The following is a 14,332-nucleotide window of genomic DNA, read 5'->3' as shown; positions in this document are numbered from 1 at the left end:
TCCACAATAGAGCATATGATCTCATTAATAATGAGTTTTGCTCATGAACTAGTATGCAGCAAATTGATGGAAAATTGAAATGCCCGATTTTGACTACGAAAAACAAGCGCAGGATTTCTATAGCAAAGTTCCAGTTATTATTCTTGGTAGTGGTGCTTCGGCCGCGCACGGCATGTCTGGAATGAAGGGGCTGGCAGATCATTTGATCTCACATATAACTGATTTAAAGCCCTCCGACCCAGATAGTAGTGCATGGAATCAGCTTTGTCAGGTCTTAACGAAAGGGGTAGACCTAGAATCGGCGCTGCATCAGGTTAAAGTTTCTGATGCGCTTACCTCAAAAATTATTAAAACAACCTGGCTTCTTATTAATACGGAAGACTCTCTTGTTTTTCAAAAAAGCCTTCAGAATAGAGACATGTTTCCATTAAGTCGTTTGCTTGAGCACATGTTTAAAAGTAGCCTTAGGATAATAAATATTGTTACTACAAATTATGATCGACTAGCAGAATATGCCTGTGATCAGGTAGGAATCCATCACTACACGGGATTTACGCATGGGTTCTTGCGTAGGCTCGCCTTGCCAACAGAAATAAAATCTTCCCGTCAAGTAAATATCTGGAAAGTACACGGCTCCTTAGATTGGTTTCAGTCTTCATCAGAGGATACCATCGCTCTTGCAAGTACCCATGGGATACCGGAAAATTACGAGCCTCAGATTGTTACCCCAGGAGCTCAAAAATATCAAAAGACTCACTTGGAACCATTTCGTTCTATTATTAACAGTGCTGATGAAGCTATAAAATCTGCTAATTCGTATCTATGCATCGGCTATGGCTTTAATGATGAGCATATTCAACCGAAGCTCATAACGAAATGCATTCGTGAAAAAATACCCATTACAATTATTACTCACTCGCTTTCCGATGCAGCCAAGAAGCTAATTATTGATAATGAAGCACAGAGTTTTTTAGCAATAGAAAGAGGAGAAACGAATGATCAGTCTATTGTATATTCCTCTTTAAATAAGACGCCACTAATCATTAAAAGAAATATTTGGAGTCTTGAAGGATATTTGTCACTTATTACATAGGAAAAATATGACTATTTTTAATTTTAAAGATGAAGAGGCTCTTGGAAAGGTTGCTTCCGTTGATACGACGAATATTATCGTGGATGTGGAAAATATAGATCAACTTAAAAGGTAATACCCCCTAAAAGGGCGGCATCTAAAAGTAGAATCAACACAAGTCCTGCGTTTAGTGCAGGACGCGTGAGTTTGTTAAAGCCATCATACGCGTTTGCGCTGGAGTGAATCCACCGAGCGACATATGAGGACGGTTGTTATTGTAACACCACAGCCACTGTGTCGCCTCGATTTGAGCGTGTTCGAGTGACTCAAATAATGTCTGATTGAGCAATTCATAGCGCATGGTTCGGTTAAAGCGTTCAATGTAGGCGTTCTGCTGTGGGTTTCCAGGTTGGATGTAGAGCAGTTTAATGTCGTGCTTTTGCGCCCATTGTTGGTAGTGGTGGCTGATGAATTCAGGGCCGTTGTCCGAGCGTATCGCTTGAGGTTTACCACGCCATTCAATGAGTTGGTCGAGATAGCGCGTCAGCGTGGTTGCGGGGATTGAGAAGTTGATTTCTGCCAACAACCCTTCTCGGTTGTGGTCGTCAATGACGTTGCATGAGCGGATGCTGCGCCCATCCTCGAGGTTGTCGTGGGTGAAGTCGATTGACCACGTCACATCCATTGCGTCGGGCACTTCGAGTGGTTGCGGTGTTTCTCGGTCAAGGCGTTTGTTGGGAATCAGGCGCAAGTTGAGCCCGAGTTTGCAGTAAATGCGGTAGATGCGTTTGTGGTTGTATTTCCAGCCCAAGACGTTGCGGATGTGCAGGTAGCATAATCGAAAGCCCCATGTGTTTTGTCCTTTGGTGGTGGTCAACTCGATCAGTTTAGCGGCTATCATGGCGTTGGCTTGCGCGCGCGTTGGGATGTGGCGAAAGCGTTTTTCTGAGATACTCATGAGTTCGCAGGACGCACGGATGCTGATGTTTTTATCGTTGTGCAGTTGTTGCGCCATCTCTTTACGAGATGACGCGCTTACTTTTTTGCAAGGCACTCCTTGAGGATGTCGGTGTGCAGCTGGGATTCGGCATAGAGTTTTTTCAGGCGCGTGTTCTCGGCTTCTAAGGCTTTGAGGCGGCTCATGAGGTTTGCGTCCATGCCTGCGTATTTGCTGCGCCATTTGTAGAAGGTGGCACTGCTGATGCCATGCTCACGACACAGTGCGGGTACGGGTACGCCTGACTCGGCTTGTTTTAGAATGCTGGCGATTTGGCTGTCGCTGAATTTGGATACTTTCATGTAAAACTCCTTTGGGTTAGTTTAAAGGGTTCTACTTTTAGGTGCTGGCTTTTTTAGGGGGTATTACCAAAAGATTACAGGTCAACCATCTTGCTGTACTCCAAAGTAGCCGTCCAGGACAGCATCTTATCGGCCTAATTACACAGGTGACCCGTAAACGAAATATTGGCGATATTATCAATGAGGGTGTGAACGACCCCTCTGAACTTAATTTATGTCGTATTGCTTTGATTGGTACTATGTTAGATAGAGATGGAGAAAGAAGAAATGTATTTCGTCGTACTCTAGAAAGTGTTCCTGAAATTGATGCTAATTGCTTTTCATTGGAAGGAGATAATCTTACAAACTTCATGCGCACACTTTCAAATGTTATTACAGACAGTAATTCACTGATTCTTGGCAGATACACTTTAGATGAGCATGCCTTGGCTTATCTTAATGGAAATAAGTTTTTTCAGCGTCACGCATTTATTGGGGGGAGTACTGGTTCAGGAAAGTCTTGGGCAACAGCCAAGATTATTGAGCAGATGTCGGAACTATCAGCGGCAAATGCCATAGTTTTTGACCTTCATGGTGAGTATGCGCCTTTAGTCGGTGATGGTATTCAATACTTTAAAGTGGCAGGGCCAGGGGATGTTGAGGCAAAGCGTACAGTTGATGACGGTGTGCTTTATCTCCCTTATTGGTTACTCTCATATGAAGCACTTGTGTCCATGTTTGTTGATCGTAGTGATCAAAATGCCCCTAATCAAGCTATGATCATGGCTCGAGAAATCAATCAAGCAAAGAAAAATTACTTAAAAAATAATAATCAACAGGAGGTACTAAATCATTTTACAGTTGACAGTCCAGTTCCATTTGATCTACAAGCTCTTATGATGCGGTTGAATGAAATTAATGTAGAAATGGTTCCGGGTACTCGTGGTGAAAAGCAGGGTGATTTCTTTGGAAAACTAGCTCGGATGATTTCTCGGTTAGAAAATAAAATGTCAGATAGACGACTTGGATTTATGTTCGATGGAGGTGGCGATATCTTGAATTTTGACTGGCTTGAAAAGTTTACTCAGGCTATATTGGGTAGTACTGGTGAGAATTGTAAAGCAGGGATCAAAATCATTGATTTTTCTGAGGTCCCGTCGGATGTCCTGCCATTAATTGTTTCATTGGTCGCGCGAGTTACTTTTTCTGTCCAACAATGGACGCCATTGGAATTGCGACATCCCATTGCGCTTTTATGTGATGAAGCTCATCTCTATATGCCACAGCGAAGTATGGCTGATTCTGCTCATGATGTCTCGTTGGATATTTTTGAGCGTATAGCTAAAGAAGGGCGAAAATACGGTATTAGCCTTGTAGTGATAAGTCAACGACCTTCTGAAGTAAATAAGACAATGCTTAGTGGTAATACCCCCTAAAAGGGCGGCATCTAAAAGTAGAATCAACACAAGTCCTGCGTTTAGTGCAGGACGCGTGAGTTTGTTAAAGCCATCATACGCGTTTGCGCTGGAGTGAATCCACCGAGCGACATATGAGGACGGTTGTTATTGTAACACCACAGCCACTGTGTCGCCTCGATTTGAGCGTGTTCGAGTGACTCAAATAATGTCTGATTGAGCAATTCATAGCGCATGGTTCGGTTAAAGCGTTCAATGTAGGCGTTCTGCTGTGGGTTTCCAGGTTGGATGTAGAGCAGTTTAATGTCGTGCTTTTGCGCCCATTGTTGGTAGTGGTGGCTGATGAATTCAGGGCCGTTGTCCGAGCGTATCGCTTGAGGTTTACCACGCCATTCAATGAGTTGGTCGAGATAGCGCGTCAGCGTGGTTGCGGGGATTGAGAAGTTGATTTCTGCCAACAACCCTTCTCGGTTGTGGTCGTCAATGACGTTGCATGAGCGGATGCTGCGCCCATCCTCGAGGTTGTCGTGGGTGAAGTCGATTGACCACGTCACATCCATTGCGTCGGGCACTTCGAGTGGTTGCGGTGTTTCTCGGTCAAGGCGTTTGTTGGGAATCAGGCGCAAGTTGAGCCCGAGTTTGCAGTAAATGCGGTAGATGCGTTTGTGGTTGTATTTCCAGCCCAAGACGTTGCGGATGTGCAGGTAGCATAATCGAAAGCCCCATGTGTTTTGTCCTTTGGTGGTGGTCAACTCGATCAGTTTAGCGGCTATCATGGCGTTGGCTTGCGCGCGCGTTGGGATGTGGCGAAAGCGTTTTTCTGAGATACTCATGAGTTCGCAGGACGCACGGATGCTGATGTTTTTATCGTTGTGCAGTTGTTGCGCCATCTCTTTACGAGATGACGCGCTTACTTTTTTGCAAGGCACTCCTTGAGGATGTCGGTGTGCAGCTGGGATTCGGCATAGAGTTTTTTCAGGCGCGTGTTCTCGGCTTCTAAGGCTTTGAGGCGGCTCATGAGGTTTGCGTCCATGCCTGCGTATTTGCTGCGCCATTTGTAGAAGGTGGCACTGCTGATGCCATGCTCACGACACAGTGCGGGTACGGGTACGCCTGACTCGGCTTGTTTTAGAATGCTGGCGATTTGGCTGTCGCTGAATTTGGATACTTTCATGTAAAACTCCTTTGGGTTAGTTTAAAGGGTTCTACTTTTAGGTGCTGGCTTTTTTAGGGGGTATTACCTAGTCAATGTAGTAATTTTGTATCTATGAGGTTAACAAATGCTGAGGATCAAGGGGTTATCAAGAGATTGCTTCCTGATAGTCTTGGTGGGTTTAGTGATATTCTTCCGACTCTTGATACTGGTGAAGCTCTGGTTGTGGGGGATGCTAGTTTGCTGCCGAGTCGAATTAGAATTGATGAGCCGAAAAACAAACCAAATAGTGGTACGGTGAATTTCTGGGATGAATGGCAAAAACCAGTTAAAGAAAGTCGATTATTGGTAGCTATTGCAAATTGGCGTAAGCAAGGCATGCAGTAGAGTGCTAATTTGATCATTATTCAAAAAGGGCGCACATGCGCCCTTTGTTTTTTGTACAACGTGACAAATATTACTTCGCCAAACTGTCCAGCCAAACCGTCATCCCTTGGGTATTCAGTTCAATATCACCCGCGAAGATTTCAGCGATTTGCTCGCTGGATAGCGTGCTGCCGAACATCTGCGCTTGCATGATGATGTAGGCTTGCAGGGCGTCTTTCAGGCGCTGGTGGCGCGTGTCGTGATCCAGGCCGAGGCTTTGGACGTATTCGGCCATATTGACCACGGCGGTGATGTGGCGCAGCAGTTCGCGCGCGAGTTTTTCCGGATGGTATACCGCGCCGTAGTGCGTGAGGTACATGGCTTTGGGTTTGAATTCGAGCAGGCGCGCGATGGAGTTGCGCATTTCCTCCGGCTCGAATTGCGTCGGCGTCGTGGTTGGGAAAATGAATACGCGATCGTCAATGTCCAATTCGCGGTAGGACAGGCCGAACATGTCTCCGGTGAAGATACCTTGTGACTTTTGGTCAACGATACACATGTGGTGGCGCGCATGACCCGGGGTGTCAATGCACAGCAGTTCGCGGCCATTGAGCGAGATGCGGGTGTCGTCGGGTGCTTCGATGATGCGTTCGGCTGGGATGGGCAGGATTTCACCGTAGACTTTTTTCACATAGTCCGCGCCGTAAACCGCGCTCACGCCGGCGATGAGTTTGGATGGCTCTATCATGTGACGCGCGCCGCGCGGATGCACGACGAGTTTGGCGTTCGGGAATTTTTGCATCATTAGGCTGGCGCCACCCGCGTGATCGAGATGGATGTGGGTGAGGATGACGTAGTCAACGGCGGTTTCGTTCAGCCCGACTTTTTTGAGCGCGGCGAGGGCATTGGGTACGGAGTCGTTGCTGCCGCTATCGACGAATGCGGCGCGTCCGTTTTCCACCATCAGGTATATCGCGGCCAATTCGGGGCGAACGTAGCCTGAGTCGAAGCCGTATACGCCGTTACCGTAGTCGTTCCAATTAAACATATTTGTCTCCTTTTCGTGTGGTTTTAAATATTAGAATGTCATGGCGAATGGTAATGGTTGATTGTAATGCGAGTCTTACTGTCGTGGAGCCTTACCGCCGTGAAACTTTACCATAGTTGGTTTACGCTTCATCGGTAGGGTCGGCCTCCGGTGTTATATCCTCGTCGGTCTCATCGGGGTTGTGTTCCAGAACGGCTTTGATGAATTGAAACAGTTCGCGGAATGATTTGGGCGGTTTGGCTTGCTCGGTTTCTTTGCGTGTGTTACGTACCAGCGTGCGCAGCTCTTGTACCGAGGCGTGCGGAAAGTCGCTGAGGAATTGGGTGATGGCCTCGTCTTTGTCGATCATTGCGGTGCGGTAGCGTTCGATGCGATGAAGCAGTGCGGTCGCGGCGGTGGATGAGCCTCTGATTTGTTCGAGCTTTTCGCGAATCGGCGCGGTGTCCTCTTTGCGCATGATTTTGCCGATGAACTGCATTTGGCGGCGGCGCGCTTCGTGTGCGTTCAGACGTTTGTATTCTTTGATGGCATCGAGCAAATCTTCGGACATCGGGATTTTGCTCAAGGCTTCTTTGGACAGCTCGACCAATTCTTCGCCGATGTCTTGCAATTCGTGCATTTGCTGCTTGCGTTTGGTTTTGCTGATTTTATCAACGGCGCGTGTGCCGTCGACGACGTAAAAAGTTTCTGACATGGATTCACCGTAATGAAGGGCGCGCGACATACGGTCATCGTGCAAATGAGGCACAAAAGCGGTATGATGCGGGCGCATTGAATGCAAATAGTGGTTTAAGGAAACACGGAACAACCCCTACCGTCTGCGCTGGTTGATTGGCGTGATGAGTAACGAGGCGTGGCGCGCAGTCTATGGTCATTCCCTAGACAGGCATCACAACAAAGTTAATCACGCGCCCATCACCAGCCCAAAGGGTTCTGGCAAAAAACACCCAGAACTTTGTTGCAGAATAGGGGCTGTCGTAGAACGACTACGCCCCCTATCCTGCGCCGCGTTCTGAATGTTTTTTGCTCAGAACGCAAACTGGTTTGGGTTGTTCCGTGTTTCCTTAAATTCAGACATAAAGTAGATAAGGATCGTTTTTCATGTCCGTCAGCTTCGATTATACACGCAACGACTTTGAAGCCGTTGCGCATCACACATTACAGACCGCAAAAAAACTGGGTGCGCGTGCCTGCGCGGTGGAGGTTTCCGAGTCCAATGGCCTGTCGGTCAGCTCGCGCAATGGCGCGGTGGAGACGGTTGAGCATAACCGCGACAAATCGCTCTCGGTCTCGGTCTATGTGGGCAAACAGCGTGGCTTTGCCAGCACCTCGGATTTTTCCGAACCGGCGATTGCCAGCACGGTTCAGGCGGCATACGACATTGCGCGTTACACGGCAGCCGATCCATGCGCTGGTTTGCCGGAGAAAAAATATTTGTATCAACCGAAAAAGAGTCATGCGGATTTGGATTTATACCACCCGTGGGATTTGACCACTGCACAGGCGATCGAATTGACCTTGCAGGCGGAGCAAGCAGCGTTTGACACCTGCAAATACATCAAAAACTCAGACGGTGCGAGCGTTTCCAGTCACCAAGGACACTTTGTTTCAGCGGCAAGCAACGGTTTTATGGGCGGTTATGCCTATTCGCGTCACTCGGCCAGTTGTGTGCCGATTGCGCAAAAGGGTAAGCACATGGAGCGCGACGTGTGGTACGCCTCGGCACGCGATCCGAAAAAATTGGCCGATGTACGGGAAATCGGCGCGTATGCAGCGCATCGTGCGGCGGCGCGTTTGGGTGCGAAAAAAATCAGCTCGCGCTCGTGTCCCGTGTTGTTTGAGGCGCCTTTGGCGGCCGGTTTGCTCGGCAACTTTGCCCAAGCGATCAGCGGTGGCGCTTTGTACCGCAAAACCTCGTTTTTATTGGACGCACTGGGTCAACGGATTTTTCCGAAACACATTCAGATTGTGGATGATCCATTCATCGTTCAGGGCATGGGCAGCAGCTATTTTGATGACGAAGGCGTGGCGTGCCAGCGCCGCGAATTGGTGGACGGAGGTCGTTTGACCGGCTATTTGCTGTCGATGTACACGGCGCGTAAACTCAAAATGCAGCCGACTGGCAACGCCAGCGGCTCGCACAATTTGCGTTTGAGCAGTTCAAAGACCAAAAAGGGCGACGATTTCGCGGCCATGTTGAATAAAATGGGTACGGGCTTGCTCGTGACCGAATTGCTTGGCAGCGGCGTCAACTATGTGACGGGTGATTATTCACGCGGCGCGAGTGGCTTTTGGGTGGAAAACGGGGTGATTGTTCATCCGGTGGAGGAAATCACCATCGCGGGCAATTTGAAAGACATCTTCCGTCAAATCGTGGCGGTCGGCGCGGACGAAATCGTGCGCGGTACCAAACAAACCGGTTCGATTTTGATTGAAAATATGACCATAGCAGGTTAGCGTAAACAAGAGGAGCGCATCATGGATAAAAGCATCGGACGTGGTTTGGCAATTTTAGGTGTTTTGTTGGCTTTAGGCATGTCCATCGGTGCATTTATCCTCGGTGTGCAGGCCAAGCAAATTGGCTCGGCCAAGCAAACCATCACGGTCAAGGGCGTGGCCGAAAAACCGATTGATTCGACTTCAGCCGAATGGCAAATTACGCTCAATACGCGTGCGGACAGCTTTGCCGATGCGCTGGCGCAGATCAAGCAAGAAAAACCGGCGATGCAAAATTTTCTCAAACAGTTTGGTTTTGACGGTGAACAGGTGATGTTCGATGCGGAAAGCGTCACACCGCACATGGTGGATGAACGCGATGATCGCGGTTACAGCGTATCGGTGCAACGCGGATTCAACGCCTCCCAAACATTGCACATCAAAACCAACGATCTGGCGAAAATTCAAGAAGCCCGCGCCAAAATCATCGAGTATCAGGCACAAGGCCATGATTTGAATGTGTCCGATGTGGATTTTTTGGTTGGCAATCTGGATGACATCAAACTCGCGCTGATCGGCGAAGCGACGAAAAACGCCAAAACCCGTGCGGATGAGTTTGCCAAAAATGGCGATGCGAAAGTCGGTACGATGCGTTCGGCTTCACAGGGGACATTTGACATTCTGCCCGCGAATGGCAGCGCCGAAGACAGCATCGGCGGCGTCTATGATAAAAGCACGGTCAAAAAAATCGCGCGCGTAGTCGTGACGATTGAGTACAATACCCAACCATAATGATGTCCAAAGTCATTTGAACCGATACAGCAGAGATTTATGTACGAGAATAAACGCCAACAGGTGATTTCACATCAGCAGTTTATGCGTCGTTTGCGCCAGCATCTGTGGGTGGCTTTGGCCTTACTCATCGGCTCTTTGGCGATGGGCATGGTGGGTTATAAAGTGTTTGAGCAATTAGCGTGGATCGACGGGTTTTTGAATTCCGCCATGCTGTTGGGTGGAATGGGGCCGGTGAATCCACCGTTGACCGAAGCGGGCAAACTATTCGCGGGGATGTATGCGCTGTATGCCGGCTTGGTATTCGTTGTCACCGCCGCGCTGATGGTCACACCGGTGGCGCATCGCTTGCTGCATCGGTTTCACTGCGATGATGATGTGGGTAGTTCCGATTGAATATGATTTCTAACCAGAAGGAGACGACTATGAAGGCATCCACCATACAGAAAAATTTGGCGGCATTGCTCACGGGAGTGAGCTTGTTGACCTTGAGTGCCTGCGCGAGTGCGCCGATGGGTACGCCGAGCATTAAAAGTGCCATGCAGCAGATGAAAAATACGCATCAAGCGGCGATGAACAGCGATAACTTGGCGGATTTTAAAATGCACGTAGCAGGATTTAAAAAAGGCACACACGACGCAGCGCTCAACCGCTATCGAGGTACGGATGCTGAGCAGGCTATGTATGCTGAAGGGATGAAAAAACTGGATGCGGGCTTGATGCTGGTTGAGCAAAACATCGCATCGGGCAATTTAACTGCGGCAAAAGCAGAGCTGAATCGTTTGCTGGAGATTCGCAATCAGTACCATAAGGTACTGAAAAAATAATTGACATGCCATTTGGCATATAAGTGCAAAGCCCGAACGAAATCGCTCGGGCTTTTCTATGTTTAGAATAAATTCAGGACGTTGTTGACTAAAATCATGTACAGCGCGACACCGCCGAATAAACTCAGCAGATAGTTTTTAAATACCACCTGCAAAAAAGCGGTCAATGCGATACCGAATACCGCAAACTGTATTTCGGAAAATTGCTTGGCTTTGTATGCATCCGACGCATACACCACCAAAATCAGCATCATAATCAGTGGAAAGCGATTTTTAATATAGGCGATGAAGGGATGGGCGTTCAGCCAATCTTTAAAGAAAAACGGCAGCGCGCGCAAGCCCCACGTCACCAAACCCATCACCACAATCATGGCGGCGATGTACACGCCGCTAACCGGAGTATTCATACGCCTGCCTCCACTTTCTTCGGTTGACGAGTGTAATCCAACATCAATAGGATCAACGCCACGCCGCTGGCGGTGAGTAAAAAGTAGTTGGGAGCGAGCCAAGTGGCCGCCAAGCAAGCCAAAATTCCCATCGCCACGGTTTTCGTCTCGTGGTTGGCGCGGATTTGCTCGACCAATAAAATCACGAACAGCGCGGTCAGCGAAAACTCGATGCCTTTGATCGGCGGCAGTGAGGTGGCGAGCAGCGCTCCGATGGCTGTTCCCGCAACCCAATACAACTGATTTAACGCGACGATGGGCAGCGCATTGCTCGGGTTGGCCGATTTGGAGCTGGTCAACAGCGAATAGGTTTCGTCGGTGATGCCAAACATGAAATACAGCCGTTTCGCCCAAGTGTGTGGTAGAAAATCAAACAGCGATAGACCGTAAAAAACATGACGCAGATTGATTAAAAATGTCGCAATCGCGGTGTCCAAAAGCGAGGCGTGATTCACCACCAAACCGACTGCTAAAAATTGCGCCGCACCCGCAAATACAAAAATACTGAATAGAATTGGAATGTACCAAGCAATGCCCTGCGAAACCATCAGAAAACCGAAGGTTATGCCCAGAGGGATGTAGCCGAGTAACACAGGTAGTGTGATTGTGAATAAAGAGGGGCGTTGCATAAAAGCGTAGAATAAATTTTAATGTGCGATTGTACTGGAAAATGAAGGTTTGTATAATGATGTAAAATTTAAGCATTTAATTAATAATTTAAATAGGTGCGATTATGCTGTTTAATACATCGGATATTTCTGCTTTAGAAAACTATCGCTTGCTTGTGTGTGGCGTCACGCCGCGTCCGATCGCGTGGATCAGCACGCAGTCGGCTGCTGGCGTGAATAATCTTGCGCCGTATTCGTTTTTTAATGTGGTCAGTTGCAACCCACCGATATTGATGGTGTCGCATTTACAACCGCAAAATGGTCAAGATAAAGATACTTTGCTCAATTTGCTCGAAACCAAAGAGTGCGTGGTCAACGTAGTGAATGTTGCTTTGGCCGAACGCATGAATCAAACTTGCGCCAGTTTATCGCGTGATCAGAGTGAATTTGAGTTTGCACAGGTGGACAGTTGTGCCAGCGCGCAGGTCAAACCTTTATCGGTCATGGATGCGCCGGTGCGCTATGAGTGCCGTTTGCGTGAAGTGTCACGCATGAGCACACTGCCGATGGGCGGCACCATGATTTTGCTCGATGTGGTGGCAGTTTATGTGGCGGATGAACTGGCTTTGGAAGGCGGTATGATTAAGCAGCCGCTGATTGATACGGTGGGCAAAATGGGCGGCGATTGGTACAGTGGCACGCGTGAATTATTTGAAATGAAGCGACCCTAAGGTTTACCAATATTCATTACATCGGATAGCGGCGTAGCCATTCGCTGATCGCTGTGATGGCGATCAATAGCAACAGCGTCAGCCATGCGGCGATTTGTTGTCGGCGCGTGCTTTGATAATTATAGTAAAACGTTTTTTTCGCCTCATGCTCGACCAGTCCGCGCGCGCGTAGGCTCATGGCGCCGCGTGTGGCGTGGCGCAGGGCGAAAATCAAAATGGGCAGCCATTGTAAAAACCGCTCGCGCCAGTTCAATCCGCGCAGTTTTGCGCTGAGCATGATGCGTTTGATCTCCGCGCGCATCAGGCCGATGGCGCCGAAGCCGAGTTGCAGCGCGTAGGCGACATTCATACTGAGCCAGCCGCGTTGCAGCGCTGTGCTGACCACATCACGCAGATTCACCATTGTGCCGGACATGAGCGCGACCCAAGTCATGGTGGTGACGCGCAGTAGAATCTGATTGGCTTTTTGCATGGTTTCGTCGGTGCGCTCGGCGACAAAAATCATATTCCACAGCCAGATGGACCAAGAGAGCAGCAGCGCCAGTCCGAATCGAATGAGAATCGCGCGCCAACTCATGCCCTGAATCTTTGCCAACACCATCATCGCCAACGACCACGCCACCACGGTATGCCATGCGACGGGGAATGCCACGCCGATGAAAAACAGCATGAGTAATGCCAATACGTGCGCGTCGTGCAGTGGGCGCGTGCGGATGGGTGCAGAGCTGTGGGTTGCAGAAGAGGCAGAAGTGGGGGAGGTGGCAGAAATGACAGAGGGGTTCATCGTGGTGTCTCCTCTGTCTCTGCGCCTGCGTGTATATGTAACTCCCCGTCGCGAATCTCCCACGTTTGATCGGCAATCGCCCGATGCAAGGTGGCATCGTGGGTGATGACAATGAGCGCGTGACCAGCGGCTTTGAATGAGCGAATCAGTTGCGTGATGCGTTCGGCATTGAGCGCGTCTTGGCCAAACGTCGGCTCGTCAAGCACGATCAGCGCGCGTTGCAAAAGCACAGGGAACAGCAGGGTGAGGCGGCGCTTTTGCCCCTCGGAGAGCTGATGTGGCGAGCGTTCGGCACAGTCGGCCAGACCGAAGTGCGCCAGTGTGCCTGCGATGTCTTGCACGCCGAGTTGGGTCAGTTCTTCAGCCACTGTGTCAAAGAAAAAATGGCTGTCAGGGTGCTGAAACACATACATCATCTGCTCGCGCGGTTTGATCTGCTGCGGCGCTTCTTCGGCTGAGGCTTGGTAGCGCAGGGTGCATTGACCACCGAGCGGTTTGGTCATACCGGCCAAGGTATTGAGCAGCGTGGATTTGCCCGAGCCGTTTTCGCCGCATAGCACGGTGCATTCGCCCGAGTGAAGCGTTGCATTGGCGGTGAACAGCGGTTGCTTTTTGTCGTAGCCGACGACCAGTTGTTCCAATGACAAGGTGATCTGCGCGGACAGTGGCGGAGGTGTTTGCGTTAAACTCGATTCGGCACGCAGCTGCTGCAATGCTTGCTGAGTTTCATGCAGCCAGCTTTCGGGCGAGCGTTTGTTTAGTTCGCCTTTTTCGGAAATATGCCAGCAGACATCGGCATATTCGGCGACTTGCATGTGGTGGTCGACCAGTAGGATGCAGACGTGTTGCTTGAGCTCGTTCAGCAGTTGGTAAAACTCGGTACGAATCTCTTCATCGAGAAATGCGGTTGGCTCGTCCAGTAGTAAGACTTTTGGTTCGGTCGCGAGCATGGAGGCGAGCAACAGGCGCTGTGCCTGTCCGTGTGAGAGCTGCGCGGTGGGTTTGAGCTCCATATCGCCTAAGCCGTATTGTTCGAGCAGGTATTTTTTCGCATGCATTTGCTCGGGCGTGTATTGGCGGTGCTCCATGCTGAAAAAGAATTCTTCGCCGACGCGCTCATGTACGATTTGTGTGTGCGGGTTTTGCGAGAGGTACAGCGCGTCGCGCGCAATGGCCGGATTGCCGCCTGCGAGTGTGCCGTGAATGAATTCGGGGTATAGGCCTTTGATGAGGTTGAGTAACGTTGATTTGCCACTGCCGCTCGCACCTGTGAGCCAGACCAAGCCACGCTCGGGTAAATTCAGCGGCGTGGATAAGGCAATACCCGCACGAGTGCGGGCATAGTGAAAATCAAACGGTTCTAAACGCATCATGCG

Annotated in this window: 14 protein-coding genes and 2 pseudogenes; 8 read left to right on the top strand and 8 right to left on the bottom strand. The window is 49.5% G+C overall.

Annotation, left to right across the window (positions count from 1 at the left end):
- Positions 1–79: 79 nt before the first annotated feature.
- On the top strand, positions 80–1,093 hold the full coding sequence (locus tag ACZ41M_RS04445) for an SIR2 family protein (RefSeq protein ID WP_464730125.1): 1,014 nt from the start codon (positions 80–82) through the stop codon (positions 1,091–1,093).
- A gap of 166 nt (positions 1,094–1,259) precedes the next feature.
- On the opposite strand, the pseudogene ACZ41M_RS04440 reads toward ACZ41M_RS04445, so the two are convergent.
- Positions 1,260–2,371: pseudogene (locus ACZ41M_RS04440) on the bottom strand (IS3 family transposase).
- A 41-nt stretch (positions 2,372–2,412) separates the two neighbouring features.
- On the opposite strand from ACZ41M_RS04440, the gene ACZ41M_RS04435 reads away from it, so the two are divergent.
- A complete protein-coding gene (locus tag ACZ41M_RS04435; RefSeq protein ID WP_464730126.1) occupies positions 2,413–3,786 on the top strand; it encodes an ATP-binding protein in 1,374 nt (457 codons plus the stop codon).
- Between the two features lie 41 nt (positions 3,787–3,827).
- Here ACZ41M_RS04435 and ACZ41M_RS04430 read toward each other — a convergent pair.
- Positions 3,828–4,939, bottom strand: a pseudogene (locus ACZ41M_RS04430) (IS3 family transposase).
- 93 nt (positions 4,940–5,032) lie between these two features.
- Between ACZ41M_RS04430 and ACZ41M_RS04425 the strand changes: the two are divergent.
- Positions 5,033–5,305, top strand: a complete 273-nt coding sequence (locus tag ACZ41M_RS04425; RefSeq protein ID WP_464730127.1) for a hypothetical protein — start codon at positions 5,033–5,035, stop codon at positions 5,303–5,305.
- 70 nt (positions 5,306–5,375) lie between these two features.
- On the opposite strand, the gene ACZ41M_RS04420 is transcribed toward ACZ41M_RS04425, so the two are convergent.
- Together ACZ41M_RS04420 and yjgA are read right to left on the bottom strand one after the other, a co-directional pair.
- Entirely contained in the window at positions 5,376–6,332 is a 957-nt protein-coding gene (locus tag ACZ41M_RS04420) for an MBL fold metallo-hydrolase (protein ID WP_464730128.1), read from the bottom strand.
- Positions 6,333–6,453: 121 nt separating this feature from the next.
- Positions 6,454–7,026, bottom strand: a complete 573-nt coding sequence (yjgA, locus tag ACZ41M_RS04415) for a ribosome biogenesis factor YjgA (protein WP_464730129.1) — start codon at positions 7,024–7,026, stop codon at positions 6,454–6,456.
- Positions 7,027–7,433: 407 nt separating this feature from the next.
- On the opposite strand from yjgA, the gene pmbA reads away from it, so the two are divergent.
- The 4 genes from pmbA to ACZ41M_RS04395 are packed head-to-tail and all read left to right on the top strand — an operon-like array spanning position 7,434 to position 10,387.
- Positions 7,434–8,789, top strand: a complete 1,356-nt coding sequence (gene pmbA, locus ACZ41M_RS04410; protein ID WP_464730130.1) for a metalloprotease PmbA — start codon at positions 7,434–7,436, stop codon at positions 8,787–8,789.
- Between the two features lie 21 nt (positions 8,790–8,810).
- Positions 8,811–9,560 (top strand): SIMPL domain-containing protein, encoded by a 750-nt coding sequence (locus ACZ41M_RS04405; RefSeq protein WP_464730131.1) that lies wholly within the window; start codon positions 8,811–8,813, stop codon positions 9,558–9,560.
- A gap of 39 nt (positions 9,561–9,599) precedes the next feature.
- Complete coding sequence (locus ACZ41M_RS04400) at positions 9,600–9,956, top strand: hypothetical protein (protein WP_464730132.1); 357 nt, start codon at positions 9,600–9,602, stop codon at positions 9,954–9,956.
- Positions 9,957–9,985: 29 nt separating this feature from the next.
- Positions 9,986–10,387, top strand: a complete 402-nt coding sequence (locus tag ACZ41M_RS04395; protein ID WP_464730133.1) for a cytochrome b562 — start codon at positions 9,986–9,988, stop codon at positions 10,385–10,387.
- A gap of 62 nt (positions 10,388–10,449) precedes the next feature.
- Here ACZ41M_RS04395 and ACZ41M_RS04390 read toward each other — a convergent pair whose 3' ends face one another.
- Both ACZ41M_RS04390 and ACZ41M_RS04385 read right to left on the bottom strand, forming a co-directional pair.
- Positions 10,450–10,794, bottom strand: coding sequence for a branched-chain amino acid transporter permease (locus ACZ41M_RS04390; RefSeq protein ID WP_464730134.1), 345 nt, complete (start codon positions 10,792–10,794; stop codon positions 10,450–10,452).
- Complete coding sequence (locus ACZ41M_RS04385) at positions 10,791–11,426, bottom strand: AzlC family ABC transporter permease (RefSeq protein ID WP_464737482.1); 636 nt, start codon at positions 11,424–11,426, stop codon at positions 10,791–10,793. Before ACZ41M_RS04385 ends, ACZ41M_RS04390 begins: the two co-directional genes overlap by 4 nt.
- Before the next feature lie 140 nt (positions 11,427–11,566).
- Here ACZ41M_RS04385 and ACZ41M_RS04380 point away from each other — a divergent pair, with 140 nt between their 5' ends.
- Positions 11,567–12,172 (top strand): flavin reductase family protein, encoded by a 606-nt coding sequence (locus ACZ41M_RS04380; RefSeq protein WP_464730136.1) that lies wholly within the window; start codon positions 11,567–11,569, stop codon positions 12,170–12,172.
- A gap of 16 nt (positions 12,173–12,188) precedes the next feature.
- Here ACZ41M_RS04380 and ACZ41M_RS04375 read toward each other — a convergent pair whose 3' ends face one another.
- Positions 12,189–12,956 (bottom strand): energy-coupling factor transporter transmembrane component T family protein, encoded by a 768-nt coding sequence (locus tag ACZ41M_RS04375; RefSeq protein ID WP_464730137.1) that lies wholly within the window; start codon positions 12,954–12,956, stop codon positions 12,189–12,191.
- Positions 12,953–14,329 carry an ATP-binding cassette domain-containing protein gene (locus ACZ41M_RS04370; RefSeq protein ID WP_464730138.1) on the bottom strand — a complete coding sequence of 459 codons (1,377 nt, stop codon included), beginning with the start codon at positions 14,327–14,329 and terminating at the stop codon, positions 12,953–12,955. The genes ACZ41M_RS04375 and ACZ41M_RS04370 overlap by 4 nt, the downstream gene beginning before the upstream one ends.
- Between the last annotated feature and the right edge of the window lie 3 nt (positions 14,330–14,332).

The sequence above is a fragment of the Puribacter membranae genome (assembly GCF_055380425.1).
Note: the sequence above shows the minus strand (reverse complement) of the source record. Positions and strands in the feature narration are given on the sequence as shown.